The organism is Aeromonas sp. R5-1, assembly GCF_040908265.1.
In the GTDB taxonomy this organism is placed as follows: domain Bacteria; phylum Pseudomonadota; class Gammaproteobacteria; order Enterobacterales; family Aeromonadaceae; genus Aeromonas; species Aeromonas caviae.
This window is the reverse complement of sequence record NZ_JBFODJ010000129.1, coordinates 1-23,052: the sequence shown is the minus strand read 5'-3', so window position 1 is coordinate 23,052 and position 23,052 is coordinate 1. Positions and strand designations below refer to the sequence as shown.

Here is a 23,052-nt window from a genome sequence, read left to right as displayed (position 1 = left end):
GGAACAGTGCCAGGAGGGGTCAGATGTCCCGACCCCTCCCCGGACTCAGTGTTTGACGAGGTAGAGCTGACGGCTGTAGGCCACGTCTTCCGGGTTGTTGATGGGATACCCCTTGAGCCAGGGCTTGATGAGCCGGGCATTGGTGTACTGGTAGATGGGGGCGATGGGGGCCTCCTTCTGCAAGATGGCCTCGGCCTCATCGAACAGGCGGGCCCGTTCTGCGGGATCCTGACTGTTGGCCGCCTGCGCCAGCAGCTTGTCGTAAGCCGGGTTGGCGAACCGGGCCATGTTGCCGCTGTGGCCCGATCCCCAGAGCCCGAGGAAGGCGGAGGGGTCGTTGTAATCGGCGACCCAGGAGGAGCGGATCACCTCGAACTGGCCGCTTTGACGGCTGTCGAGATAGGTTTTCCACTCCTGGTTGGTGAGCTCGACCCGGGCCCCCAGCTTCTGTTTCCACAGGTTGGCGATGGCCAGCGCCATCTTCTTGTGAATTTCCGCCGTGTTGTAGAGCAAGGTCAGCTTGAGGGGATTGCTTGGGCCGTAGCCCGCTTCTTTCAGCAGGGCTCTGGCACGCTCGTCCAGCGCCTGCTGACTGCTGGTGGAGAGCAGATTGGGCTTGGGGTCGAAGTCGGCGGTCACGTCCGGGGTGAAGTGGTAGGCCGGTTTCTCCCCGGTGCCCAGCACCTTGTCGGCAATCAGGCCCCTGTCGATGGTGTAGGAGAGCGCCTGGCGCACCCGCACATCATTGAGGGGCGGGCGCTGGGTGTTGAAGGCGTAGTAGTAGGTGCCGAGCTGTTCCGGGGTATAGACCTCCCCCGGGATCTGGGCCATCAGGCTCTGGTACTGCTCCTTGGGGAAGGATTCGGTGATGTGCAGATCCCCGGCCAGATAGCGGTGGGTGGCCGCGCTCTCCTGGTTGATGGGCACGAAGGTGACGCGGGTCAGCACCGTGTGGGCGCGATCCCAGTAGTAGGGATTGGGCGTCAGCTCCAGTTTCTCGTTCACCACCCGGTGACTCAGCACGAAGGCGCCGTTGCCCACCAGCTTGCCGGGCTGGGTCCACTGGTTGCCATATTGTTCCATGCTGGCCTGGTGCAGGGGCGACAGGCTGGGGTGGGTCAGCAGGCTCAGGAAATAGGGCACCGGCTGGGAGAGGGTCACCTTCAGGGTATGGTCATCGACGGCCTCCACCCCGAGCGCATCGGGGGCCAGCTTGCCTGCCACTATGTCGTCCACCTTGTCGAAGCGGGCGAGCTGGGCGAACCAGGCGAAAGTGGCGGCTTCCCTGGGGTCAACCAGCTTGCGCCAGCCATAGACGAAGTCGGCGGCGCGCACGGGGTCGCCGTTGGACCAGCGGGCATCCGGCCTCAGGTGGAAGGTGAATGTCTGGTTCCCCTCGTTGTCCCAGCGGGATGCCACCCCGGGCAGTACCTTGCCGTCCGGCCCCTGGGTCAGCAGCCCCTCGTAAAGGTCTCTGAGGACCTGCAGCTCCGGCAGTCCCACCAGCTTGAGAGGGCTCAGGCTCGCCGGTTCATCCTTGAGATGACGGACGACGGCCTGTTCGGCGGCGAGTGGGGTGCCGGGCGGCACATCGGCAGCCTGGACGCAGGCACAGCCCAGCAGGGCCAGCAGGGGGCTCCATCCTTTCATGGTGAATCCTTCAAAATGTGTGAAGCGGGGAGAAAACTCGGCGAGAATGCATCGCCGGCAGATGGGAAATCATGATATCCCCTTTGCTGGTCAGACCGCCAGCATGAGTCCCATTGATATCCGATGCGGCTGTCAACGAAGGGGCGCCGTGAGCGCTAGGAAAAGGAGAGAATGATGAGAGCATGGATCTTGTTGGTCTGCGTGCTGAGCCAGGGCGCTTGGGCGTTGGCCCCGTGCGAGAAGAGCAGCCCGGTGGGAAGCTGGTGCGAGGTGAACATAGAGGCGCTGCACCCCACCCAGGGCGGCGTGGGGCAGTTGCAGGTGGATACAACTGCCCGGGAGCTGGCGGACAAGAGCGAGAAGCAGCTCGACAAACTGATGAAAAAGAAAGAGATCCCCATCGTCATCGCGCCGGATGGGGGTTACTGGCTGGTGGACAGGCACCACCTGACCAAGGCGCTGTGGCAGCAGGGGGTGAAGCAGGTCAGGGTCAAGGTGATTGCACGGTTGCAGGACAGGGCCAACTTCTGGAGCCAGATGCAGAACAACCACTGGGCCTGGCTCAAGGATGAACGGGGTCAACCCCTGACTCCCGAGCAGTTGCCCGGTCATATCGGTGAATTGCCGGATTATCCCTACCGCACCCTGGCGGGGCTGTTGCAGGATGCGGGCTACTTCAGCAAGAAGGATCAGGTCTACTTCGTCGAGTTTGCCTGGGCCAGCTGGCTCGGCCAGCAGATGGCCTGGCAGCCGATCGATGAGGTCAACCTCGCGGATCGCCTCGCCGAAGCCAAACGGCTGGCGTGCAGCAGCAAGGCGGCGGATCTGCCTGGTTACCCCGGCAAGCAGTGTCGCGTCAATCAGCCCAGAACGGCGGGTTGAGGGATCCTGCACAAAGGGTCTGGTTGATATTTGTTCTCGATTGGCCATGATACAGACTCCACTCGTGTCGGCAAAGGAGAGGAACATGGAACATCAGAACTGGCAACGTTACATGCTGGAGGCGGAGAATGCCCTTGGCATGGGGGCTCTGGGCACGGCGATCTGCCTCTATCAGCAGGCCCTGGGGGAAGTGTATGAGCTGGCCTCCGGGGATCTGGACGAACTGGCCAGCATGCGGGTCGCCACCTGTCACCGCATGGCCGACTTCTGGCGTGCCATGGAAGAGCCCGCCTATGAACTGCGCTACCTCAAGCTCGCCTCCGAGCTGGTCACCGCCCTGGTGCCCCAGTGCCCCAACCGGGAGTGCGAATCTCTCATCAGCGAGCTGGGCTGCTGCCGCGCCGCCCTGCTCTCCTTCTTGAAGCGCCACCCCAATCCGGAGATCGCCCGGCTTATCCAGGTGCAGGACAGGGTGCAGGGCTGTGAGCTGATAGGCCGGTTCCGTCTCAACTGAGTTCAGCGCCGTTTTTGCAGCTTGCTGGCGATGCGGCTTTGCGCCTCTTCCCCTTGCAGGGCCTGGGCGAAGGCGCGCGCTTCCAAGTCGATGACGAAATGCACTGCCTGTTTGAGCTCCTGCTTGAGCAGCGCCTTGCTCTTCTGAAGCGCCATCGGCGGCTTGGCCGCTAGTTTCAGTCCCTGCTCCCGAGCGAAGGGGAGCAGGTCCGCCGGGGCCAGCACCTGGTTGGCGAGCCCGAGACGCAGCGCCTCTTCCCCATCGATGGCCTCTGCCAGCAGCAACAGCTCCGCCGCCTTGAGGTGACCGACGGCGCGTGGCAGCAGCAGGCTGGCGGCAAACTCCGGCACCAGCCCCAGCTCCACGAAGGGCAGTTGCAGCCTGGCGTTGTCCGCCAGATAGACCAGATCGCAGTGCAGCAGCATTGTGGTGCCTATCCCCACCGCCGGGCCCGCGACGGCGGCGATCACCGGCTTGGGAAAATCGGCCAGGGTGTGGAGGAACTGCAGTATGGGGTCGTCGGCCTCCAGGGTCTCCTTCCCCACGAAGTCCGCGAGATCGTTGCCGGCGGTGAAGCAGTCGGACTGTCCCTGCAGCAGCAGGGCATGCACGTGCTCGTCCCGGGCCGCCTGGCGCAGCGCGTCGGCAAGGGCCTGATACATCCCGGCGTTGAGGGCATTGCGCTTGTCCGGCCGGTTGAGGGTCAGGATGAGCAGGCCATCCTGCTGTTCGGTCAGAATTGTGAGGGGCATGTCTGAATCCTTGTTGTCGGGGCTGCCAAAAGCTTGCCATAGGGGGTAAGCTTCGCTTCGTTTAACAACATCATAAAAGGATTTCAACCATGTTCAAACGTGCGTTTTACTCCAGCCTGGCCCTGCTCTTGGCCGCACCGGCCCTGGCCAAGGTCGAGGCCGTCGACGGCTATGTGCGCCTGCTGCCACCGGGCTCGCCGAACACGGCGGCCTTCATGGTGCTCAAGAACGATGGGGACAAGCCGGTGGCGCTGGTGGCGGCGGCTTCCCCGGAAGCGGGTCGTGCCGAGCTGCACACCCACCTGCACGAGAACGGGGTGATGAAGATGCGCCAGGTGGAGCGCATCGAGATCCCGGCCAGGGGGGAGGCCGTCCTCAAGCCCGGCAGCCTGCACATCATGCTGTTCGAGGTGCGCGAGCTCTCCCAGGGGACCCCCTTCCCGCTGACCCTGACCCTGGACGATGGTCAGACGCTGTCACTGAGCCTGCCCGTGAAGCCGGTCGAACCCATGAAAGGGATGAAGCACTGACATTTATGGACGCTTGTTCAGCTTTTTACTCTAGGTATTCCGTGCACTCCGGGTAAAATGATGGCCTTTCCCGTCCATGATGGAGCCTTATGATGAAGAAGACCTTGATTGCCGGTTGTGTACTGGCCCTGTTCAGCCACGCCGCCACCGCCGCCGATGACTGGCGGTTTGCCGCGGGTGCCGATCTGTGGAATGCCCAGGGAAGTGGCCAGGTCAGCAGCGTGGGTGCCGATGGCAGCTACGACGAGAACTACAACTGGAGCGGCTACCTGCAACTGGAGCACGGCATCCTGTTGCTGCCCAACGCCAAGTTCGAAATGTCCGACTTCAGCAGCAGCGGCGGCAGCTTCAACAACGATCTGCTGGCTTACGACCTGAGCCTCTACTATCGCCTGTTCAACAACGACCTGTTCCAGATCGACCTGGGTCTGACCGGTCGTCGCTACGACGGTGATTTCAACACCCAGCACTACTCCTATGACAAGGATGTGCTGATGGCCTATACCGGCGCCGAAGTGCGCATCCCGGGGACCGGCTTTGCCGCCTTCGGCGATGCCCGCGTGCAGGATGCCGACAACTACGACTACCGTCTGGGCGGCTCCTACAAGTTCTCTTCCGTGCCGCTCAAGATCCGCGCCGGCTGGCGTGAGGCCGAGATGGACTTCGATCGCGTCGATCAGACCATCGACGGCTGGTTCATCGGTGGTGAATTCACCTTCTGATCTCCCTGAGGAGCACACATGGGCCACATCATAGTGACTGGCGCGGGGTCCGGACTGGGCCGCGCCCTGACCATAGGGCTGGTTGAACGCGGCCATCAGGTTTCCATGATGGGTCGCCGTTACCAGAAACTGCAGGAGCAGGAAGAGCTGCTCGGCAAGGCGGTGATCGGCATTGCCGCCGATCTCGCACACCACGAAGAGGTGGATGTCGCCTTTGCCGCTGCGGTGGAGTGGGGCGGTCTGCCCGACATGGTGATCCACTGTGCCGGTGTCGGCGAGTTCGGCCCGGTGGGTGTCTACACCGCCGAACAGATCCGCCGGGTGGTGGAGAGCAATCTCATCTCCACCATACTGGTGGCCCAGCAGACGGTGCGCCTCATCGGCGACCAGGGCGGCGTGCTGGCGAATGTGCTCTCCTCCGCCGCCCAGACCGGCAAGGCCAACGAGAGCCTCTATTGCGCCTCCAAATGGGGCATGCGCGGCTTTCTCGAATCCTTGCGGGCCGAGCTGAAGAGTGCTCCCCTGCGACTGGTGAACCTCTATCCGAGCGGGATCCGCAGCGAGTTCTGGGAGAATTCTGATCATGTGGATTCGAGTGGCTTCATGACGCCGGAAGACGCGGCAGCCTACATGCTGGATGCGCTGGCCGCGAGAAGCAGCTGCCATGTGACCGATCTCTTTATCGGTCGCAATGCCTGAAGCGCCGTGAACCGGCCCCGTCGCCAGATGACAAGGAAAAAAAGCGCGCCATTTGGCGCGCTTTTTCATTGATGTGCAGTGCTAAATTATCTGCTTGCCTGCCTCTCTTTACGCCGGGCCATCATGGATTTGAAGGCGGGTAAATTCAGTGCCGACATGGCACGGATGATTGATGATGCATCTCGGCACATATTATTTCCGAGTCGCATATTCCCGCAGGAAGGATGGAATCACCTGTTTTGGCTTCTTGCCAAGGGTCAGCAGCAATGCAAAGTCCGGGTCGATAATGCCATGTCGACACGCCAGCTCTTCCAACAAGGCAAGCCAGAGGTGAGCCGTCACCTCGGCATCCGCCAGGGCACGGTGAAACACCCCGTCATTGGGCAGGCTCCGGTATTGCACCAGGGTACCCAGCTTGTGATCCGGGGCATCGGGAAACAGGCGCCTCGATAGCAGCAGGGAACAGGCGAACTGGCCGCGGTATTGCGCCGGCAATCGCTCTATTTCCGCATCCAGAAAGCGCTTGTCGAAGGAGGCGTTGTGGGCGACCAGATTGTCATCACCGATAAAGTCGACAAAATCCGCCATCACCTCGTTACAGGGGGGAGCCTGTTTCAGCATGGCATTGCTGATCCCGGTATATTGCTCGATGAAGCTGCTCACGTTGAAGCCCGGATTCATCAATGCTGAGAAACGCTCACTGATATGACCATCCTTGATTCTGACGGCACCGATCTCGATGGCTCTATCCCCTTGTCCGGGTGAAAGCCCTGTGGTCTCGAAGTCGAGCACGACAACGGTATTGGCTGAGGCGATGGACATAACTTCTCGGGCAAGCTGGGTAAAGAGCGCCAGTCTAGGAAATCAGCCGTGCCGTGTACAGGGCAATGCAGTTATCTCATTGGTTCACGCTGGAGACGCATTTTTGTGCATCATGGCTGAGAGCCATATAAAAAGCCCCGAGTGCCGTGGCACTCGGGGCTTTCCTATGAAAAGCGAAAGGCGGTATGTCGCGTTATCAGCGACCCAGCTTGGCCTTGAGCAGGGCAACGATCTCTTTGATCGCCACTTCCTGCTTCTCGCCGGAGCGGCGGCACTTGTACTCCACCACGCCGTTGTCCAGACCACGGTCACCGATGACGATGGCGTGGGGCACACCGATCAGCTCCATGTCGGCGAACATCACACCCGGGCGCTCCTTGCGGTCGTCAAACAGCACGTCCACACCGGCGGCTTTGAGCTCGGCGTAGAACTGTTGTGCCTGCTCGGCCACGCGCTCGGACTTGTGCATGTTCATCGGCACGATGGCCACTTCGAACGGGGCGATGGCGTCCGGCCAGATGATGCCGTACTGGTCGTTGTTCTGCTCGATGGCGGCAGCCACCAGACGGGAAACCCCGATACCGTAGCAACCCATTTCCATGGTGACGGACTTGCCGCCTTCGTTCAGCACGCTCGCCTTCATCGCTTCGGAGTACTTGGTACCCAGCTGGAAGATGTGGCCCACTTCGATACCGCGCTTGAGCAGCAGCTTGCCCTGGCCGCACGGGCTCGGGTCGCCTTCTACCACGTTGCGCAGGTCGGCAACCTCAAAAGAGGTGATGTCGCGATCCCAGTTGGCACCGGTCAGGTGGAAACCGGTCTCGTTGGCGCCGCAAACAAAATCGCTCAGATGGGCGGCGCTGCGATCGACGATGATGCGACCGGCAAAGCCGACCGGGCCGATGGAGCCTGCGTCGCAACCGGCGGCCGCTTTGATCTGCTCGTCATTGGCGAAGGTCAGCGGGTTAGCCACGCCAGAAAGCTTCTCGGCCTTGATTTCGTTCAGCTCGTGGTCGCCACGCAGTACCAGAGCGATGACAGCCTGTTTTCCGTGCTCGTCTTCCTCGGCCAGTACCAGCAGGGTCTTGGCGATGGCGGTCGGCGCCACGTTCAGGAAAGCGGCCACTTCGTCGATGGTGTGGACGGCCGGGGTGGCCACCTTGGTCAGGGCTTTGGTCGCGGCAGGACGCTCGCCCGCCGGTGCCAGCGCCTCGGCCATCTCGATGTTGGCGGCGTAGTCGGAGCTGTCGGAGAAGGCGATCAGATCCTCACCGCTCTCGGCCAGCACCTGGAATTCGTGGGAGCCGGTGCCGCCGATGGAGCCGGTATCGGCCTGCACTGGACGGAAGTTCAGGCCCATGCGGGTGAAGGCGGCACAGTAGGCGGCGTGCATCTTCTCGTAGGTCTCGACCAGGGAGTCCTTGTCGATGTGGAAGGAGTAGGCATCCTTCATCAGGAACTCGCGGCCACGCATCACGCCGAAACGGGGGCGCACTTCGTCGCGGAACTTGGTCTGGATCTGGTACAGATTCAGCGGAAGTTGCTTGTAGCTGTTCACTTCGTAACGGACCAGCGCGGTGATCACCTCTTCGTGGGTCGGACCCAGCACGAAGGGGCGGTTGTGACGGTCGGTCAGGCGGCACAGCTCGGGGCCGTAGTCATCCCAGCGGCCGGACTCCTGCCACAGCTCGGCGGGCTGTACCACCGGCATGGATACTTCGACGGCACCCGCATTGTTCATCTCTTCGCGGACGATGTTTTCAATCTTCTTCAGGACCCGCAGGCCGGTCGGCAGCCAGGCGTACATGCCGGAAGCGAGTTTGCGGATCATCCCGGCGCGCAGCATCAGCTGGTGGCTGACAACTTCAGCGTCGGAGGGGGTTTCCTTGAGAGTGGAAAGCAGATATTGGCTGGTACGCATCGCGGTAGACCTTCGCTAGTTCGGGCGGCTTGGCCCTGGAAAATTTCAAGTGCGGAATTTTAACAGGCGAAGTCCCCCGGCCCAAGGGCTAAATTCAGCGGCGCTGGGGGGAGGGCGGGGGCCTTGCCCCGCCCGCACTAGACCCGAAATTGCGACAGCAACTGCTGTTGCTGCTGGCTGGCCTGATGGAGGGAGGAGGCCAGTTGCAGGCACTCCTGGGCTTCCTGTTCGCCCGTCTGGGCCTGCAGGCTGATATCCGAAACCTTGCCTGTGGTGTGTCCCAGGGTGTGGGAGAGCTGGCTGGTCGCCTCTGCCACCTGTTGCACCATGTCGGCGAGCTGATCGATGGCCTCTTCTACCTTGAACAGGATCTGTTTGGTGTTGTCGGAGTCCGCCATACCCGATTCCACGGTTTTCAGGTTGCGTTGCATCATCAGATAGGCCTGCTCTGTCTGCTGCTGGATGCTGTTGATCACGTCCGTTATCTCGGCGCTGGAGGTGGCGGTGCGATTGGCCAGGGTGCGCACCTCGTCGGCCACCACGGCAAAACCGCGCCCCATCTCGCCCGCCCGGGCGGCTTCGATGGCGGCATTGAGTGCCAGCAGGTTGGTCTGCTCCGAGATATTGCTGATGGTGGAGATGATCTGGCCAATCTGCCCTGCCTGCTCCTTGAGGGCGTTGATGGCGGTGGCACATTCACCCACCTCCATGACCACCCGCTGCATGCCGGCGGTGGCGGAGGAGACATACTGGCTGCTTTGCGTGGTGAGCTGGCGCACCTCATTGGCGTTGTGTGCCGCCAGGTTGCAGTTGTCCGAGATGGTGGTGGCCACCTGCACCATCTGCTCGCTGTCGTGGTGCAGCGCCTGGGCATGCGCTGCGGTCTGGCGGCTGCTCTGGCTGATGGCCTGGACCCGGTTGACCGAGGTGTGCACGTGCTGGTTGATGTGCTGGTTGTTGTCCATGGTGGCGCTGATCATCTTCTGCAGCTTCTCGATGAAGCGATCCACGCTGCCGGCCAGGGAGCCAATCTCGTCGTCGCGTGAGAGGTTGATGCGGGCATTGAGATCTCCCTCCCCGGCGGCGATGTCCTGCATGCGCTTGTCGACCTGGAGTAGCGGACGCACAATGGTGCGTACCAGCCAGAAGCCGCAGCAGGTGACGATCAGCAGGCTGAGCAGCAAGCCCCCCAGGATGAGTCCCCTGGTGTAGTCGATGATGGCGTTGAGCTGGTGAACCTGATCCTCGACGGTGGCGTCCCCCTGGGCCTCGACCTCGACCAGAGCCAGCCTGAGCTGGTCGGCACTGTGTTCGTAACGGGCCAGCTGGTTCTGATAAGCGCTCAGGGCTGTGGTCCATTCACGGATCAGGCGGGCATTGTCGGCTTGCAGGGCACGATACTGGGTGGAGAGCATTTGGCCTGCAAACTCCCCGTCGCCGGGCACATCGAACTGGCCGGTTGCCAGCATGCCGTCAACCGCGTCCTGATAGAAGCGGGTGGCTTGTGCCAGCTCGGCCTGGATGGCAGGAGTGGGGCCTTCGCTCTGCATCTTCTCCAACGCATAGAGCTGGCGCAGGAATCCGATGTTGGCCTCCATGCCGCCATCGGCCGCCTGCCAGCGGGTCGCGAGGCCGCCGTTCCAGCTGATGGCCTGATCCGGTGAGCGGGTGAGGCTCTCGACGGCCTCGTCACCGATCACCTCCAGCCTGGTCGAGAGGCGTGACATGCGTTCCGAACTGGCACGCAGCGCCTCATCGGCGCTCGTGAAGGTGCGATAGAGGGTCAGCAGCTGTGCCTGCTCTTGCTGATAGGTCTGCTCATGCTGCTTCAGCGTGGTAATGGCCGCCGCATCGATGAGCCCGCCTTGCTCCACCCGGCGCAAAGCGTCGCTGGCCGCCTCTTTTGCCCGTTGCAGCTCCGGTGCGTCGAGGGGGATCCCCGAGAGCATCTTCTGGATATAGAGCGACTGGTTGCCGAGTTCGATGGAGCCCTCCAGGCACCATCTGCCGTCTGCCAGGCGGCACCCAGGACGTAGGAGAGCAGATCAGCCAGCCGCTGGCTGCCATACCAGCCGATCGCCCCCATGCCCAGGGTGCAGCCGAGCAGAATGGTGAGTCCGAGGTTGGATGTGGTGACGATTTTCATGATTCAAGCCTTCCCTGGTGCCGAACAAGACCATTTCAGTGTTCAATCAATGACGAAGATGTGCCATCCCCGATGGAAAATAAAGTGACAGACTGTGTTCTGAACGAGGGAAATGGCCGGGTATGAAGAGCGGGTCATCCCATGTTCTGCATGGACCTATGCTGGATACTTATCCAGTTATTCTTTATGCTATGACCCAATTTGCGAGAGTCTGCGTGGCGAGGAAAAGAACATGATCGGTCGCTTGAGAGGCGTCATCATCGAGAAGCAACCCCCCGAGGTGTTGCTGGAAGTCGGAGGGGTGGGATATGAGGTTCATATGCCCATGAGCTGCTTCTATGATCTGCCCGAACTCGGGAAGGAGGCCGTCATTCACACCCACTTCGTGGTGCGTGAAGATGCCCAGCTGCTCTACGGCTTCAACCACAAGCAGGAGCGGGCGCTGTTTCGCGAGCTGATCAAGACCAACGGGGTCGGTCCCAAGCTTGCCCTGGCCATTCTCTCCGGCATGACGGCCACCCAGTTTGTGATGAGCGTCGAGCGCGAGGAGATAAGCTCCCTGGTCAAGTTGCCCGGCGTGGGCAAGAAGACCGCCGAGCGCCTGGTGGTGGAGATGAAAGACCGCCTCAAGGGCTGGGTCAGCCACGATCTCTTCTCCCCGGCCGAAATCACCCTGCCCGCGAAAGAGAGCCCGCTGCGAGCCCCGGATGCGAGCGAGGAGGCGGCCAGTGCACTGGTGGCCCTCGGCTACAAGCCGCAGCAGGCCAGCCAGATCGTCAGCAAGGTTGCCGCCGACGGCATGTCGGTAGAGGAGATCATTCGTGAATCCCTGCGCAGCCTGGTGTGAGGTAGACAATGATTGAAGCGGATCGCCTCATCTCGGCTGGTGCCGCCCGTGAGGACGAGATCATCGATCGGGCCATCCGGCCCAGAAAGCTGGCCGATTACACCGGACAGGATCACGTCTGCGATCAGATGGAGATCTTCATCGAGGCCGCCCGCCAGCGCGGGGAGGCCCTCGATCATCTGCTGATCTTCGGGCCTCCCGGCCTTGGCAAGACCACGCTGGCCAACATCGTCGCCAACGAGATGGGGGTCAACATCAAGACCACCTCAGGCCCCGTGCTGGAGAAGGCCGGCGATCTGGCGGCGCTCCTCACCAACCTGGAACCGAACGATGTGCTCTTCATCGACGAGATCCACCGTCTCAGCCCGGTGGTGGAGGAGGTGCTCTACCCGGCCATGGAGGATTATCAGCTCGACATCATGATAGGGGAGGGGCCGGCGGCCCGCTCCATCAAGCTCGATCTCCCTCCCTTCACCCTGATCGGTGCCACCACCCGGGCCGGCTCCCTCACCAGCCCCCTGCGGGATCGGTTTGGCATCGTGCAGCGCCTCGAGTTTTACAACGTCAAGGACCTGACCGACATCGTCTCTCGCAGCGCCCGTTGCCTCGGGCTCGACATGACGGAAGACGGCGCTCTCGAGGTAGCCCGTCGCTCCCGGGGGACACCGCGCATTGCTAACCGTTTGTTAAGGCGGGTACGGGATTTTGCCCAGGTGAAGTCTGACGGGCGAATTGACGGACCCATTTCGGCCCGTGCCATGGACATGCTGGACGTGGACAATGAAGGCTTCGACTTCATGGATCGCAAGCTATTGTTGGCCGTCATCGACAAGTTTATGGGGGGGCCAGTCGGGCTCGACAACCTGGCCGCCGCCATCGGTGAGGAGAAGGACACCATAGAAGACGTGCTGGAACCTTATCTGATCCAGCAAGGCTATCTGCAACGTACACCCAGAGGGCGGATCGCAACTCAGAGAGCCTACGCACACTTTGGCCTGGAACGACCGGCAGATCAGTAGACGTTGCGATATGAACCAAAAAGCCGCCCTTGAGGCGGCTTTTTGTTTTGCGGGCAAAAAAAAGCCCACGGCACAGGCGGTGGGCAAAGACAATTCAGGATGGATGTTCACAGACAGTGAGCGCGTCTGCAGACCGGTCGGGAAAAAACAGAGGAGCCGTCGCGAGGCTTCAGAGTCGGTTCATTTGATAGAGTTGAACGAAAGAAAGCTTGTAGTAACGGATGGTCTTGGCAACAAACTTTTTCATCATTAATCCCAACAAACAGGTTCGAAATGTTCATCGAATACGTACCGGGAACCCGGAATGACCGGCCTGTATTCAGAGGTATGCCCTCACTGCGAGGCGCATTGTAGGAGCTCTTTACGGGTGGGACAAACAAGAAAATCTATGGGCTTTTGATTAGATAAACTAATGATTTTGGTAGGGGTGCCAATCCGCATAAACATGTGTTTTTACTGGGTTTAAATTGATTTTTGGATGAGCCTGGCCATTTATTGAAATAATCGAGATGCGAAGGCTTTATTCCCGGGGTTGTGTATTTGTTTAACAGAATTGAAACTATTTTAGTGAGTCATAAAATTGATTTAAATCAATTATTTACGACTTGTCGTTTTTTGTGATGAAGCTCCCATAATTAATGGGAAAAGCCCTATAAGTTACCTTGAAAAAACATGTATTGAGGGTGGTTTTACATTGATTTCAATCAAATAAAGGTGATATAAAACAGCGATCATTATAGGCGGGAATAGAACCCTGGTTATTGTTTATTAGATGTTAAACATTAGCTTTTTTTGTTCCTGTATATTGCCTTGTTGTTAATGTGGTGGCAGTCGAATCCGGTCAGTCCGCGAGGGGTGACCGACCGTTCGGGGACTTCCAATGGAAGCTTTGTCCTTAAAACTTAAAATAGCCGTGCCAATAATCGGTGAGGAAACATCATGATTGCTGAGCATGTGGTAGACCTATCGCGGTTCCAATTTGCTGCGACGGCCCTTTATCACTTCCTGTTTGTACCCTTGACGCTGGGGATGGCCTTCATCCTGGCGATCATGGAGTCTGTCTATGTGATGACCAACAACACAGTGTACCGGGACATGACCAAGTTCTGGGGCAAGTTGTTCGGTATCAACTTTGCCCTCGGGGTTACCACCGGGCTCACCATGGAGTTTCAGTTCGGTACCAACTGGGCTTACTACTCCCACTATGTCGGCGACATCTTCGGGGCCCCGCTGGCCATCGAAGGCTTGATGGCCTTCTTCCTGGAGTCCACCTTCGTCGGTATGTTCTTCTTCGGTTGGGATCGTCTCAGCAAGCGCCAGCACCTGGCGGCTACCTGGCTGATGGCGCTCGGGACCAACCTCTCCGCACTGTGGATCCTGGTCGCCAACGGCTGGATGCAGAACCCGGTGGGTGCCGAGTTCAACTTCGAATCCATGCGCATGGAGATGGTGAGCTTCGCCGACCTGGTGTTCAACCCGGTTGCACAGGTCAAGTTCGTCCACACCGTGGCGGCAGGCTATACCACGGGTGCCATGTTCGTGCTCGGGATCTCCTCCTATTACCTGCTGAAGAATCGTGATGTGGCGTTCGCTCGTCGCTCCTTCGCCATCGCGGCCGCGTTCGGCATGGCCTCCATCCTCTCCGTGCTGGTGCTGGGTGACGAGTCCGGCTACGAGACCGGGGAAGTGCAGAAGGTGAAACTGGCAGCCATCGAGGCCGAGTGGAACACGGAGCCGGCTCCGGCATCCTTCACCCTGTTCGGGATCCCGAACCAGGAGGAGATGCGCACCGACTACGCCATCAAGATCCCCTATGCCCTCGGCATCATCGCCACCCGTTCCCTGGACGGTCAGGTGACTGGTCTCAAGGATCTCAAGAGCGAGCATGAGCTGCGCGTGCGCAACGGCATGACCGCCTACGACCTGCTGACCAAGCTGCAATCCGGTGACAAGTCCGACGATACCCGCGCCCGCTTCGACGAAGTGAAGCAGGATCTGGGCTACGGTCTGCTGCTCAAGCGTTACACCCCCAACGTGACCGACGCCACCGACGAGCAGATCAAGGCCGCCGTGGATGACTCCATCCCGCAGGTACTGCCGCTGTTCTTCGCCTTCCGTATCATGGTCGCCTGCGGCATCCTGATGCTGGTGCTGATCGGTCTGGCCTTCTATGACAGCACCCGCCACAAGATCGGCGAGCGCAAGTGGCTGCTCAAGGCGCTGCTGTACGGTATCCCGCTGCCCTGGATCGCTATCGAGGCTGGCTGGTTTGTCGCTGAATATGGTCGTCAACCCTGGACCATCGCCGAGATGCTGCCGACTTATGTCTCTGCATCCAACATTCCTGCGTCCGAGATCTGGTTCTCTCTGATCGGGATCTTCCTGTTCTACACCGTACTGCTGATCATCGAGATGTACCTGATGTTCAAGTATGCGCGCCTGGGCCCAAGCAGCCTGAAGACGGGCAAGTACCACTTCGAACAGAGCAAGGCATAAGGAGAGTGACCCATGTTTGATTACGAACTGTTGCGTCTGGTCTGGTGGGTGCTGGTCGGCGTGCTGCTGATCGGGTTTGCCATCACCGACGGTTTCGATATGGGGGTGGGCGCCCTGCTCCCCTTCGTCGGCAAGAAGGATGTGGAGCGTCGTGTGATGCTCAACACCATGGGGCCGCATTGGGAAGGCAACCAGGTCTGGCTGGTGACCGCCGGTGGCGCCCTGTTCGCCGCCTGGCCCATGGTCTATGCGGCGGCCTTCTCCGGCTTCTACATCGCCATGATCCTGACCCTGATGGCGCTGTTCTTCCGTCCGGTCGGCTTCAAGTACCGCTCCCTGCAGGAAGATGCCAAGTGGCGCTCCAACTGGGACTGGGCTCTGTTTGCCGGTAGCGCCATTCCCCCTGTTATCTTCGGGGTGGCGTTCGGCAACCTGCTGCAGGGTGTACCGTTCAGCTTCAACCAGTTCCTGATGATGACCTATCACGGCAACTTCTTCGGCCTGCTCAATCCGTTCGGTCTGCTGGCCGGTCTGGTGAGCCTCTTCATGATCATCACCCAGGGTGCAACCTGGCTGATGATGAAGACCGAAGGTGAAGTGCTGGCGCGCTCTCGCACCGCCGCCATGATCTTCTCCCTGCTGACCCTGGTGCTGTTTGCCCTGGCCGGTGTCTGGGTGAGCGGCATGGATGGTTATGTGATTGTGGGCTCCGTCGCCACCGACGCCGTCACCAACCCCCTTCACAAGGAAGTGGTGGTGCAGGCCGGTGCCTGGATGCAGAACTACAACCTCTATCCCTGGATGATTGCCGCACCCGTGCTGGGTCTGGTGATGTGTCTGCTGACCGCCGTGGCGGCCAAGCTGGACAAGGGTTGGGTGGCGTTCCTGTTCTCCTCCCTGGCCATCGCCGGCATCATCCTGACCGCGGGCTTCTCCATGTTCCCGTTCGTGATGCCCTCGAGCCTCGAGCCGTCCCAGAGCCTGACCATGTGGGATTCCACCGCCTCCTTCAACACCCTCAAGGTGATGACGGTAGTCGCAGTCGTCTTCGTGCCGACCGTGCTGGCTTACACCATCTGGACCTACATCAAGATGTTCGGCCGGGTGAGTAACAAGCACATCGAAGACAACCAACAATCGCTCTACTAAGAAGGTGCCCTGATATGTGGTATTTCACCTGGATCCTGGGGCTGCTGCTGGCCTGTGCGTTTGGGATTATCAATGCGCTCTGGCTGGAGCACACCGAGAACCTGGATCGTCAGATTGATGAAGACAAGTGACAGGCTCGCCCGGCTGGCCGCTCCTCTGGAGCGCCAGCCATGGCAAGGTCTGATGCTGCTGGCGGCGGCCCTGCTGGCTGTCGCCATCTTGCAGGCGCCCAACCTGGTCGCGGCCAACACCAGTGAGCACGGCCTCTGGCTTGCGCCCTGGCTGATGTGGGCGGTCTGTTGCGGTGTCATGCATGGACTGGGGTTTCACCCGCGCAGCCTGGTGGGTCGCGTGCTGTTCTTCCCCTGGCTAGCACTGCCCAGCCTGCTCTGCGGGCTCTGGCTGACCAGCAGCTACTACCTGCCATAAATGATGAAGGAGGTCGGCATCAGCCCACCTCCTTCTTCTTTTTTGAGGGGCGTGCCGTCGCCCGGTGAGAGCGACAGAACCTCGCTCGTCACGCCGCTCGCAGCCACTTCTCTTGTCCGCTTTTCTTGCGATGCTGACAGCCCTGTGGTCTTCGGCCTGTCGGCGCTGCAGCACGCCATAAAAAACAGGGGGAGAGGGGATTTCCCTGTCTCCCCCTGCTTCTTTCCTATTCAGCCCTGCGCTATGATAGCCCCCCATCTGACTGTCGAATGGATCACAGATTTTTATGGGGGAAGTCTCTGAGTTTCCGGTGCGTGTCTACTACGAAGACACGGATGCCGGAGGCATCGTCTACAACGCCAATTATCTCAAGTTTATGGAACGGGCCCGCACCGAATTCCTGCGCGCAGGCGGCATCGAACAGGATGTCCTGCTGCAGGCGGGGATCGCGTTTGTGGTGAGTCGCACCGAAATCGACTTTCGCGCGGCGGCCCGCTTCAATGAACTGCTGACCGTAATGACGCAAGTAACTGAAGTGAAACGCGCTTCCATGCGTTTTTCACAGCAGATCCTGGCGGCTGATGGACGGCTGATCACTCAGGCCATGGTACAGATCGCCTGTGTCAGTCATCCGCAAATGAAACCTGTTGCAATACCTGAAAATATCAAGGGAGTGCTGTTAAGTGCACGCTGAAATTTCGTTTATTGGCCTGTTCTGGCAAGCCAGTCTGTTGGTGAAACTGGTCATGATGACCCTGATGGGCATGTCGGTCGTCTCCTGGGCGCTGATCATCCAGCGCTCCAAGGCCATCAAGGCGGCCAACCTCGCCTCGGAGCAGTTTGAAGACAGATTCTGGTCCGGGGTCGACCTCAATCGTCTCTACCAGGAGTCCTCCTCCCGTCGTGACGACATCGAAGGCATGGAAGACATCTTCTACTCCGGCTTCAAGGAGTATGCCCGCCTGCTCAAGGCCGGTGCCCGCGGTCAGGATGCGGTGATGGACGGTACCTATCGTGCCATGCGCGTCTCCCTGTCCCGTGCAGTGGACGATCTCGAGTCCAACCTGCCGGTCTTGGCGACCATCGGTTCCATCAGCCCCTATATCGGTCTGTTCGGTACCGTCTGGGGGATCATGAACGCCTTTATCGCTCTGGGTCAGGTTCAGCAGGCGACCCTGCAGATGGTGGCACCGGGTATCGCGGAGGCGCTGATCGCCACCGCCATGGGTCTGTTTGCCGCCATTCCGGCCGTTATCTTCTACAACCGCTTCACCAACAAGGTCGAACGGCTGGAAAACGCCTACGCCAACTTCATGGACGAGTTCACCACCATTCTGAACCGCCAAATCGCACAGCAGGGTGAGAAGTAATGCAAACCTATCAGCGGCTCAAACGCAAAAAGGTCGCCGAGATCAACGTGGTGCCCTATATCGACGTCATGCTGGTGCTGCTCATCATCTTCATGGCGGTCACGCCCGTGATCACGCAGGGGGTCAAGGTCGACCTGCCTCAGGCGGAGTCCGAGCAGTTGCCGGAAGACTCCAAGCCGCCTTTCATCGTCAGCGTCAATACCGAGGGTGAGTACGTCATCAAGGCCGGCGAGGCGGATGACGAACCCGTACCGAGCGGCACACCAGAGGCGATGCAGCAGTACATCACCGAGAAGGCCATGGGCTATCTGGCCATCAACCAGAACGCGCCTGTGGTGGTCGCCGGTGACAAGTCCGTGCGCTACGAGGAGGTGATCCTGCTGATGGTGGCCCTCAAGAAAGCCGGTGTGCCTCAGGTTGGTCTGATGACGGATCCGGTGAACTGACGGAGATGGATGTGAAGCGTGGTATTTCCGGTTATCTCGTCGCGTCGCTGCTGCTGCATCTGATCATCGGCATCATCTTGCTGGTCGGTGTCGACTTCAGCAAACCCAAGCGCCCCGAGTCCAAGGGACAGATCGTCAATGCGGTCATGATGGACAGCGAAATGCTGGAGCAGCAGATGCAGCAGGTCCAGCAGCAGAAGCAGGCCCAGCCCAAGGCTGCACAGCAGCAGAAGGACAAGGAAGACGCTGAGCGCGTCAAACGCGAGCTGGCACAGGAGCAGGAGCGTCTGCGTATCGCCGAGACCAAGCGCAAGCAGGCCGAAGAGGCGACCCGCAAGGCCGAAGCCGACAAGCAGAAGAAAGAGGCTGAACAGAAGCAGGCGGAAGAGAAGGCCCAGAAAGCCGAGGAAGCCCGCAAGCTGGAAGAGCAGAAGACCAAGAAGGCCGAAGCCGAACGCAAGGCGGCGGAAGAGGCCAAGGCGCTGGCGCTCAAGAAGAAAAAAGAAGAGCTGGAGAAGAAGCAGGCTGAAGAGAAGGCCAAGGCGGAAGAGGCCAAAGCCAAGAAAGCGGAAGCCGAGAAGAAGGCCAAGGCCGAAGCCGAGAAAAAGGCGAAGGCGGAAGCCGAGAAGAAAGCCAAGGCCGAGGCCGAGAAGAAGGCGAAGGAAGAGGCTGACAAGAAGGCAAAAGCTGACGCAGAGAAGAAGGCGAAGGCCGAGGCTGACAGAAAGGCCAAGATTGAGGCGGAGCGCAAGCGCAAGGCGGCCGAAGAGGCCAAGTTGCAAAAAGAGATGGAAGCCATGATGGAGCAGCAGCTGGCCGCCGAGGCCAATGCGCGCAGTCAGGCAGCATCGGCAGCCGCCAAGGGCGAGGTCGACAAGTATGCCGCCCTCATCAAGGCCACGGTCGAGCGCTACATGATTTTGGATCCCACCATGCGGGGCAAAACATGTACTATCGGTGTCAAGTTGGCCAGTAGCGGCTTCGTCATCTCGGTGGACAACGGTCAGGGTGATCCGGCGGTCTGCCGCTCCGGCAAGGCGGCGGTTCTGAAGGCCAACCAGTTGCCGGTGCCGAAGGATCCGGCGGCATTCGAATTGATGAAGGATCTACGCCTTCAGCTAGCGCCAACGATTTAAGAGAGTGTTTCTGCTTTGATTGGCAAAGGTTGTTGATCAGAGAACTGAGTCTCAAATTGGAACTGAGAGTTTAAGCCATGATAAGAAAAGTGTTTTTTGCTTTGGTTGGCTGTTTGTTGCTGGGCCAGAGTGCTCAGGCGGCCTTGGATATCGTCATCACCGGCGGTATCGACAGTGCACGTCCCATCGCCATCGCTCCCTTCAAGTGGGAGGGCAATGGCCAGTTGCCGCAGGATATCGCGGAAGTGGTCTCCAACGACCTGATGCGCAGCGGCAAGTTCAAGCCGCTGGCCCGTGGCCAGATGCCGCAGACGCCGAGCACCAGCGGCGAGATCAACTTCGCACCCTGGGCTTCCCAGGGGGTCGAAGCCGTGGTGGTCGGCTCCATCGCCGCCGTGGGTGATGGCACCTACAAGATCAACTTCGAGCTGGTCGACGTCCTGAAAGGCCAGCTGGCCAAGACCCAGGGCGGTGAAGCGAACGGTTACATCCTGGACAGCCGCATGGCGACCATCCCGGGTGCCCAGATGCGCCAGTTTGCCCACCGCATCTCCGACATCGTCTACGAGCGTCTGACCGGTGAGCGTGGTGCCTTCCTGACTCGTCTGGCCTATGTCTCCGTGCAGCAGGGCACCCAGTTCCCGTATCAGCTGCGGATCTCCGACTACGACGGCTACAACGAGAAGACTCTGCTGCGCTCCCGTGAACCCCTGATGTCCCCGGCCTGGTCGCCGGATGGCAGCAAGCTGGCTTACGTGAGCTTCGAGAACCAGAAGTCCGAGATCTATGTGCAGGATATCTACACCCAGCAGCGCAGTCTGATCACCAGCTTCCGTGGCATCAACGGTGCGCCGGAGTGGTCTCCAGATGGTCGTCGTTTGGCTATTGTTTTGTCCAAAGATGGGCAGCCTGACATCTATGTCGTTGATGTTGCTAGCAAGCAACTCACTCGAGTCACAAATAACCGCACCATCGATACCGAACCCTCCTGGATGCCGGACGGTCAAACTTTGCTGTTCACCTCTGAACGTGGTGGCAAACCCCAGATTTATAGCGTAAATTTGGCGACTGGCATGACTCGCCGGATGACCTGGGAAGGGGATTCCAACCAGGGGGCATCCATCACACCGGACGGCAAGTCCATGGTGATGGTGACCCGGGTTCAGGGACAATATCGCATCGCTCGCCAGGATATGGAAAATGGAGCAATGCTGGTACTGACCCAGAGTGCTCTGGATGAATCGCCAAGTGTGGCTCCCAATGGCAGCATGATCATTTATGCCACCATCTATCAGGGTCGTAAGAGTCTTGCATTGGTGTCGACCGACGGTCGCTTCAAGGCAGTGCTTCCGACCAGTAGCGGTGAAATTCGTGCACCAGCTTGGTCGCCCTTCTTGAATTGATAAAAATCGATTGTTTTTTGTTTTGTTATAAAGGTTTAAGGAAATAGCATGCAACTCAATAAACTGCTCAAGGGTCTGGCCATCGCACTGCCACTGTTCACCCTGGCTGCCTGTAGCTCCTCTTCCGACTCCGACGCCGCTGGCGCCGAGTCCGGCATGACCGACGGCATGGGCGGTGTACAAACCGGCGGCGCCAACGGCATGTTGTCCCCGGAAGAGCAGATGCGTCAGAAGTTCGAAGCGCTGCAACGCGACAACGTGATCTACTTCCCGTACGATGGTTACGACATTCAGGGTCAGTACGCCGACCTGCTGGATGCCCACGCCAGCTACCTGCGTGAACGTCCGAGCGTCAAGGTACTGATCGAAGGCCACGCCGACGAGCGCGGTACGCCGGAATACAACATCGCGCTGGGTGAGCGTCGTGCCAAGGCTGTTGCCAAGTATCTGCAAACCCTGGGTGTGCAGGCCGAGCAGCTCTCCATCGTCAGCTATGGCGAAGAGAAGCCGCTGGATCTGTCCCACACCGAGGAAGCCTTTGCCAAGAACCGCCGTGCGGTCCTGGTTTACTAAGGTTTGAGTCGAACGAAGTTCGTTTATATGCAAGCGGCCATTTCGATGGCCGTTTTATTTGCACTAAACGTCAAGGTTTGATCCGAATGAAATCTGTATCAGCGAGCGACTATGCGCTGGCCGTTTTATTTGCACTAAACGCTAAGGTTTGATCCGAATGAAATCTGTGTACAAGCAAGCTGGTGTCGCGCTGGCCGTGTTGGTTGCTTTGAATGCGCAAGCGGCGGCACCGGTGAGCGATCTGAGCGGGGATTCTGGCAGCAGCGGCGTGGTGCTGAGCGGCAACAATGGTGCCATCGTACCGACCGGCAGCCTGGAAGACCGGGTTGCTCTGCTGGAGCGTACCCTCAACGCCCGTCTGCGTCTGCAGGCCGAACTGCAGCAACAGGTCGACTCCCTGCAAGGGGAGGTCTCCGAGCTGCGTGGTCAGCTGGAACAGCAGACCTACCAGATGGAGCAGTCCCAGGAGCGCCAGCGCCAACTCTACCAAGAGCTCGACAAGGTGGCCAACAGCCAGCCTGCCGCCGCGCCCGCAACACCTGCTGCAGGTGCTGCAACGCCTCCTGCCGCGGCTGCCAACTACTCCACCAACCAGGATGAGAACCAGGCCTACGACGCGGCCGTGAACATGGTGCTCAAGGAGAAGAACTACGACAAGGCCATTCCTGCCTTCGAAGGGTTCATCAAGCAGTTCCCGAACTCCGGCTATGTTCCCAATGCCCACTACTGGCTTGGCCAGCTGATGTTCAACAAGGGCGACAGGGCGGGGGCCGCGAGCCAGTTCTCCACGGTGGCGAACAAATACAGCAAGTCACCCAAGCGGGCCGATGCCCTGCTGAAACTCGGCATGCTCGCCCAGCTTGACGGCAAAAAAGCAGAGGCCAAGGCCTTCTATGAGCAGGTGATCAAGGGTTACCCCAACACCTCGCCGGCCCAGCTGGCCAAACAGAGTCTGGCCAAGCTGTGACATTGCTGCATGTCACTGTTTTCGTAACACTCTTGTAAATACCGCCGTGCTTTGTATGCGCAGTGAACAATCAGATTTAATTTAAGATTTTTCTATTGCGCCAGGATGATAAATCCGTAATATAGGCCGCCGTCAGAGCCGGAGCAGTAATGCAGTCGGCACTGGTCGTGGTGAGGGTCGTTAGCTCAGTCGGTAGAGCAGTTGACTTTTAATCAATTGGTCGCTGGTTCGAATCCAGCACGACCCACCATTTCTTCACAGTAGGTGAAGACAATATTCCCAGGTCGTTTAGCTCAGCTGGGAGAGCACCTCCCTTACAAGGAGGGGGTCACTGGTTCGAGCCCAGTAACGACCACCATGTTGTAACGCTGGCCGCCACATGCGGTTGGTGAAAAGTTCAGGATGTGGGTCGTTAGCTCAGTCGGTAGAGCAGTTGACTCTTAATCAATTGGTCGTAGGTTCGAACCCTACACGACCCACCACTCTGAACACAGAATCCCAGGTCGTTTAGCTCAGCTGGGAGAGCACCTCCCTTACAAGGAGGGGGTCACTGGTTCGAGCCCAGTAACGACCACCATG

At 59.6% G+C, this 23,052-nt stretch carries 23 protein-coding genes, 4 tRNA genes and 1 pseudogene; 23 read left to right on the top strand and 5 right to left on the bottom strand.

Annotated elements, in window-relative coordinates; genetic code table 11:
- Positions 1-45 precede the first annotated feature (45 nt).
- Positions 46-1,650 carry an ABC transporter substrate-binding protein gene (locus tag AB5Y64_RS18615; RefSeq protein ID WP_045523355.1) on the bottom strand — a complete coding sequence of 535 codons (1,605 nt, stop codon included), beginning with the start codon at positions 1,648-1,650 and terminating at the stop codon, positions 46-48.
- A gap of 174 nt (positions 1,651-1,824) precedes the next feature.
- Between AB5Y64_RS18615 and AB5Y64_RS18610 the strand changes: the two genes are divergently transcribed.
- Together AB5Y64_RS18610 and AB5Y64_RS18605 are read left to right on the top strand one after the other, a co-directional pair.
- Positions 1,825-2,532, top strand: a complete 708-nt coding sequence (locus AB5Y64_RS18610; RefSeq protein WP_052814963.1) for a ParB-like protein — start codon at positions 1,825-1,827, stop codon at positions 2,530-2,532.
- 85 nt (positions 2,533-2,617) lie between these two features.
- Positions 2,618-3,046 carry a DUF2753 family protein gene (locus AB5Y64_RS18605; protein WP_010672859.1) on the top strand — a complete coding sequence of 143 codons (429 nt, stop codon included), beginning with the start codon at positions 2,618-2,620 and terminating at the stop codon, positions 3,044-3,046.
- A gap of 2 nt (positions 3,047-3,048) precedes the next feature.
- On the opposite strand, the gene AB5Y64_RS18600 is transcribed toward AB5Y64_RS18605, so the two are convergent.
- A complete protein-coding gene (locus AB5Y64_RS18600) occupies positions 3,049-3,798 on the bottom strand; it encodes an enoyl-CoA hydratase-related protein (protein ID WP_128273765.1) in 750 nt (249 codons plus the stop codon).
- An 89-nt stretch (positions 3,799-3,887) separates the two neighbouring features.
- Here AB5Y64_RS18600 and AB5Y64_RS18595 point away from each other — a divergent pair, with 89 nt between their 5' ends.
- From AB5Y64_RS18595 to AB5Y64_RS18585, 3 genes are all read left to right on the top strand, one after another.
- On the top strand, positions 3,888-4,328 hold the full coding sequence (locus AB5Y64_RS18595; protein ID WP_368204325.1) for a copper chaperone PCu(A)C: 441 nt from the start codon (positions 3,888-3,890) through the stop codon (positions 4,326-4,328).
- Positions 4,329-4,420: 92 nt separating this feature from the next.
- Positions 4,421-5,050 carry a TIGR04219 family outer membrane beta-barrel protein gene (locus tag AB5Y64_RS18590; protein ID WP_315627477.1) on the top strand — a complete coding sequence of 210 codons (630 nt, stop codon included), beginning with the start codon at positions 4,421-4,423 and terminating at the stop codon, positions 5,048-5,050.
- A gap of 18 nt (positions 5,051-5,068) precedes the next feature.
- A complete protein-coding gene (locus tag AB5Y64_RS18585; protein WP_103244239.1) occupies positions 5,069-5,749 on the top strand; it encodes an SDR family oxidoreductase in 681 nt (226 codons plus the stop codon).
- A gap of 192 nt (positions 5,750-5,941) precedes the next feature.
- On the opposite strand, the gene AB5Y64_RS18580 is transcribed toward AB5Y64_RS18585, so the two are convergent.
- From AB5Y64_RS18580 to AB5Y64_RS18570, 3 genes and pseudogenes are all read right to left on the bottom strand, one after another.
- Positions 5,942-6,571, bottom strand: a complete 630-nt coding sequence (locus AB5Y64_RS18580) for a PolC-type DNA polymerase III (RefSeq protein ID WP_049635944.1) — start codon at positions 6,569-6,571, stop codon at positions 5,942-5,944.
- A gap of 196 nt (positions 6,572-6,767) precedes the next feature.
- A complete protein-coding gene (locus AB5Y64_RS18575; RefSeq protein WP_368204324.1) occupies positions 6,768-8,492 on the bottom strand; it encodes a proline--tRNA ligase in 1,725 nt (574 codons plus the stop codon).
- Positions 8,493-8,629: 137 nt separating this feature from the next.
- Positions 8,630-10,638: pseudogene (locus AB5Y64_RS18570) on the bottom strand (methyl-accepting chemotaxis protein).
- A gap of 232 nt (positions 10,639-10,870) precedes the next feature.
- Here AB5Y64_RS18570 and ruvA point away from each other — a divergent pair.
- The 18 genes from ruvA to AB5Y64_RS18480 all read left to right on the top strand — a co-directional run bounded on the left by ruvA (position 10,871) and on the right by AB5Y64_RS18480 (position 23,050).
- Entirely contained in the window at positions 10,871-11,485 is a 615-nt protein-coding gene (gene ruvA, locus AB5Y64_RS18565) for a Holliday junction branch migration protein RuvA (RefSeq protein ID WP_010672867.1), read from the top strand.
- Positions 11,486-11,493: 8 nt separating this feature from the next.
- Positions 11,494-12,504, top strand: coding sequence for a Holliday junction branch migration DNA helicase RuvB (gene ruvB / locus AB5Y64_RS18560; RefSeq protein ID WP_041214526.1), 1,011 nt, complete (start codon positions 11,494-11,496; stop codon positions 12,502-12,504).
- 10 nt (positions 12,505-12,514) lie between these two features.
- Entirely contained in the window at positions 12,515-12,757 is a 243-nt protein-coding gene (locus AB5Y64_RS18555; RefSeq protein ID WP_029313687.1) for a hypothetical protein, read from the top strand.
- Positions 12,758-13,443: 686 nt separating this feature from the next.
- Entirely contained in the window at positions 13,444-15,000 is a 1,557-nt protein-coding gene (locus AB5Y64_RS18550) for a cytochrome ubiquinol oxidase subunit I (protein WP_010672869.1), read from the top strand.
- A gap of 12 nt (positions 15,001-15,012) precedes the next feature.
- Entirely contained in the window at positions 15,013-16,149 is a 1,137-nt protein-coding gene (gene cydB, locus AB5Y64_RS18545; protein ID WP_010672870.1) for a cytochrome d ubiquinol oxidase subunit II, read from the top strand.
- A gap of 14 nt (positions 16,150-16,163) precedes the next feature.
- Complete coding sequence (gene cydX, locus AB5Y64_RS18540) at positions 16,164-16,280, top strand: cytochrome bd-I oxidase subunit CydX (RefSeq protein ID WP_005331536.1); 117 nt, start codon at positions 16,164-16,166, stop codon at positions 16,278-16,280.
- Positions 16,267-16,578, top strand: a complete 312-nt coding sequence (locus AB5Y64_RS18535; protein ID WP_039039483.1) for a cyd operon YbgE family protein — start codon at positions 16,267-16,269, stop codon at positions 16,576-16,578. Before cydX ends, AB5Y64_RS18535 begins: the two co-directional genes overlap by 14 nt.
- 286 nt (positions 16,579-16,864) lie before the next feature.
- Entirely contained in the window at positions 16,865-17,272 is a 408-nt protein-coding gene (gene ybgC, locus AB5Y64_RS18530; RefSeq protein WP_160836590.1) for a tol-pal system-associated acyl-CoA thioesterase, read from the top strand.
- The gene (gene tolQ, locus AB5Y64_RS18525; protein ID WP_010672873.1) at positions 17,262-17,948 is read left to right on the top strand and encodes a protein TolQ; all 687 of its coding nucleotides are present in this window, start codon (positions 17,262-17,264) and stop codon (positions 17,946-17,948) included. The genes ybgC and tolQ overlap by 11 nt, the downstream gene beginning before the upstream one ends.
- A complete protein-coding gene (tolR, locus tag AB5Y64_RS18520; RefSeq protein ID WP_010672874.1) occupies positions 17,948-18,394 on the top strand; it encodes a protein TolR in 447 nt (148 codons plus the stop codon). The genes tolQ and tolR overlap by 1 nt, the downstream gene beginning before the upstream one ends.
- A gap of 5 nt (positions 18,395-18,399) precedes the next feature.
- Positions 18,400-19,530: a cell envelope integrity protein TolA gene (gene tolA, locus AB5Y64_RS18515; protein ID WP_010672875.1), complete on the top strand. Its 1,131-nt coding sequence runs from the start codon at positions 18,400-18,402 to the stop codon at positions 19,528-19,530.
- A 77-nt stretch (positions 19,531-19,607) separates the two neighbouring features.
- Positions 19,608-20,933 (top strand): Tol-Pal system beta propeller repeat protein TolB, encoded by a 1,326-nt coding sequence (gene tolB, locus AB5Y64_RS18510; RefSeq protein WP_010672876.1) that lies wholly within the window; start codon positions 19,608-19,610, stop codon positions 20,931-20,933.
- 48 nt (positions 20,934-20,981) lie between these two features.
- Complete coding sequence (gene pal / locus AB5Y64_RS18505) at positions 20,982-21,506, top strand: peptidoglycan-associated lipoprotein Pal (RefSeq protein WP_010672877.1); 525 nt, start codon at positions 20,982-20,984, stop codon at positions 21,504-21,506.
- 157 nt (positions 21,507-21,663) lie between these two features.
- On the top strand, positions 21,664-22,473 hold the full coding sequence (gene ybgF, locus AB5Y64_RS18500) for a tol-pal system protein YbgF (RefSeq protein WP_368204323.1): 810 nt from the start codon (positions 21,664-21,666) through the stop codon (positions 22,471-22,473).
- 174 nt (positions 22,474-22,647) lie between these two features.
- Positions 22,648-22,723: transfer RNA gene (locus AB5Y64_RS18495), tRNA-Lys, on the top strand.
- 32 nt (positions 22,724-22,755) lie between these two features.
- A tRNA-Val gene (locus tag AB5Y64_RS18490) sits at positions 22,756-22,831 on the top strand.
- Positions 22,832-22,879: 48 nt separating this feature from the next.
- Positions 22,880-22,955, top strand: a tRNA-Lys gene (locus tag AB5Y64_RS18485).
- A 19-nt stretch (positions 22,956-22,974) separates the two neighbouring features.
- A tRNA-Val gene (locus AB5Y64_RS18480) sits at positions 22,975-23,050 on the top strand.
- Positions 23,051-23,052: the final 2 nt, after the last annotated feature.

Bases quoted from the DNA above. Each gene is read 5' to 3' on its own strand.
- AB5Y64_RS18585 (WP_103244239.1), top strand. From the start codon at position 5,069: ATGGGCCACATCATAGTGACTGGCGCGGGGTCCGGACTGGGCCGCGCC.
- ruvA (WP_010672867.1), top strand. From the start codon at position 10,871: ATGATCGGTCGCTTGAGAGGCGTCATCATCGAGAAGCAACCCCCCGAG.
- ybgF (WP_368204323.1), top strand. From the start codon at position 21,664: ATGAAATCTGTGTACAAGCAAGCTGGTGTCGCGCTGGCCGTGTTGGTT.
- AB5Y64_RS18580 (WP_049635944.1), bottom strand. From the start codon at position 6,571: ATGTCCATCGCCTCAGCCAATACCGTTGTCGTGCTCGACTTCGAGACC.
- AB5Y64_RS18555 (WP_029313687.1), top strand. From the start codon at position 12,515: ATGAACCAAAAAGCCGCCCTTGAGGCGGCTTTTTGTTTTGCGGGCAAA.
- cydB (WP_010672870.1), top strand. From the start codon at position 15,013: ATGTTTGATTACGAACTGTTGCGTCTGGTCTGGTGGGTGCTGGTCGGC.
- tolR (WP_010672874.1), top strand. From the start codon at position 17,948: ATGCAAACCTATCAGCGGCTCAAACGCAAAAAGGTCGCCGAGATCAAC.
- AB5Y64_RS18605 (WP_010672859.1), top strand. From the start codon at position 2,618: ATGGAACATCAGAACTGGCAACGTTACATGCTGGAGGCGGAGAATGCC.
- ruvB (WP_041214526.1), top strand. From the start codon at position 11,494: ATGATTGAAGCGGATCGCCTCATCTCGGCTGGTGCCGCCCGTGAGGAC.
- pal (WP_010672877.1), top strand. From the start codon at position 20,982: ATGCAACTCAATAAACTGCTCAAGGGTCTGGCCATCGCACTGCCACTG.
- AB5Y64_RS18610 (WP_052814963.1), top strand. From the start codon at position 1,825: ATGAGAGCATGGATCTTGTTGGTCTGCGTGCTGAGCCAGGGCGCTTGG.
- AB5Y64_RS18535 (WP_039039483.1), top strand. From the start codon at position 16,267: ATGAAGACAAGTGACAGGCTCGCCCGGCTGGCCGCTCCTCTGGAGCGC.
- ybgC (WP_160836590.1), top strand. From the start codon at position 16,865: ATGGGGGAAGTCTCTGAGTTTCCGGTGCGTGTCTACTACGAAGACACG.
- tolB (WP_010672876.1), top strand. From the start codon at position 19,608: ATGATAAGAAAAGTGTTTTTTGCTTTGGTTGGCTGTTTGTTGCTGGGC.
- AB5Y64_RS18595 (WP_368204325.1), top strand. From the start codon at position 3,888: ATGTTCAAACGTGCGTTTTACTCCAGCCTGGCCCTGCTCTTGGCCGCA.
- tolA (WP_010672875.1), top strand. From the start codon at position 18,400: ATGGATGTGAAGCGTGGTATTTCCGGTTATCTCGTCGCGTCGCTGCTG.
- AB5Y64_RS18575 (WP_368204324.1), bottom strand. From the start codon at position 8,492: ATGCGTACCAGCCAATATCTGCTTTCCACTCTCAAGGAAACCCCCTCC.
- AB5Y64_RS18600 (WP_128273765.1), bottom strand. From the start codon at position 3,798: ATGCCCCTCACAATTCTGACCGAACAGCAGGATGGCCTGCTCATCCTG.
- cydX (WP_005331536.1), top strand. From the start codon at position 16,164: ATGTGGTATTTCACCTGGATCCTGGGGCTGCTGCTGGCCTGTGCGTTT.
- AB5Y64_RS18550 (WP_010672869.1), top strand. From the start codon at position 13,444: ATGATTGCTGAGCATGTGGTAGACCTATCGCGGTTCCAATTTGCTGCG.
- AB5Y64_RS18615 (WP_045523355.1), bottom strand. From the start codon at position 1,650: ATGAAAGGATGGAGCCCCCTGCTGGCCCTGCTGGGCTGTGCCTGCGTC.
- AB5Y64_RS18590 (WP_315627477.1), top strand. From the start codon at position 4,421: ATGAAGAAGACCTTGATTGCCGGTTGTGTACTGGCCCTGTTCAGCCAC.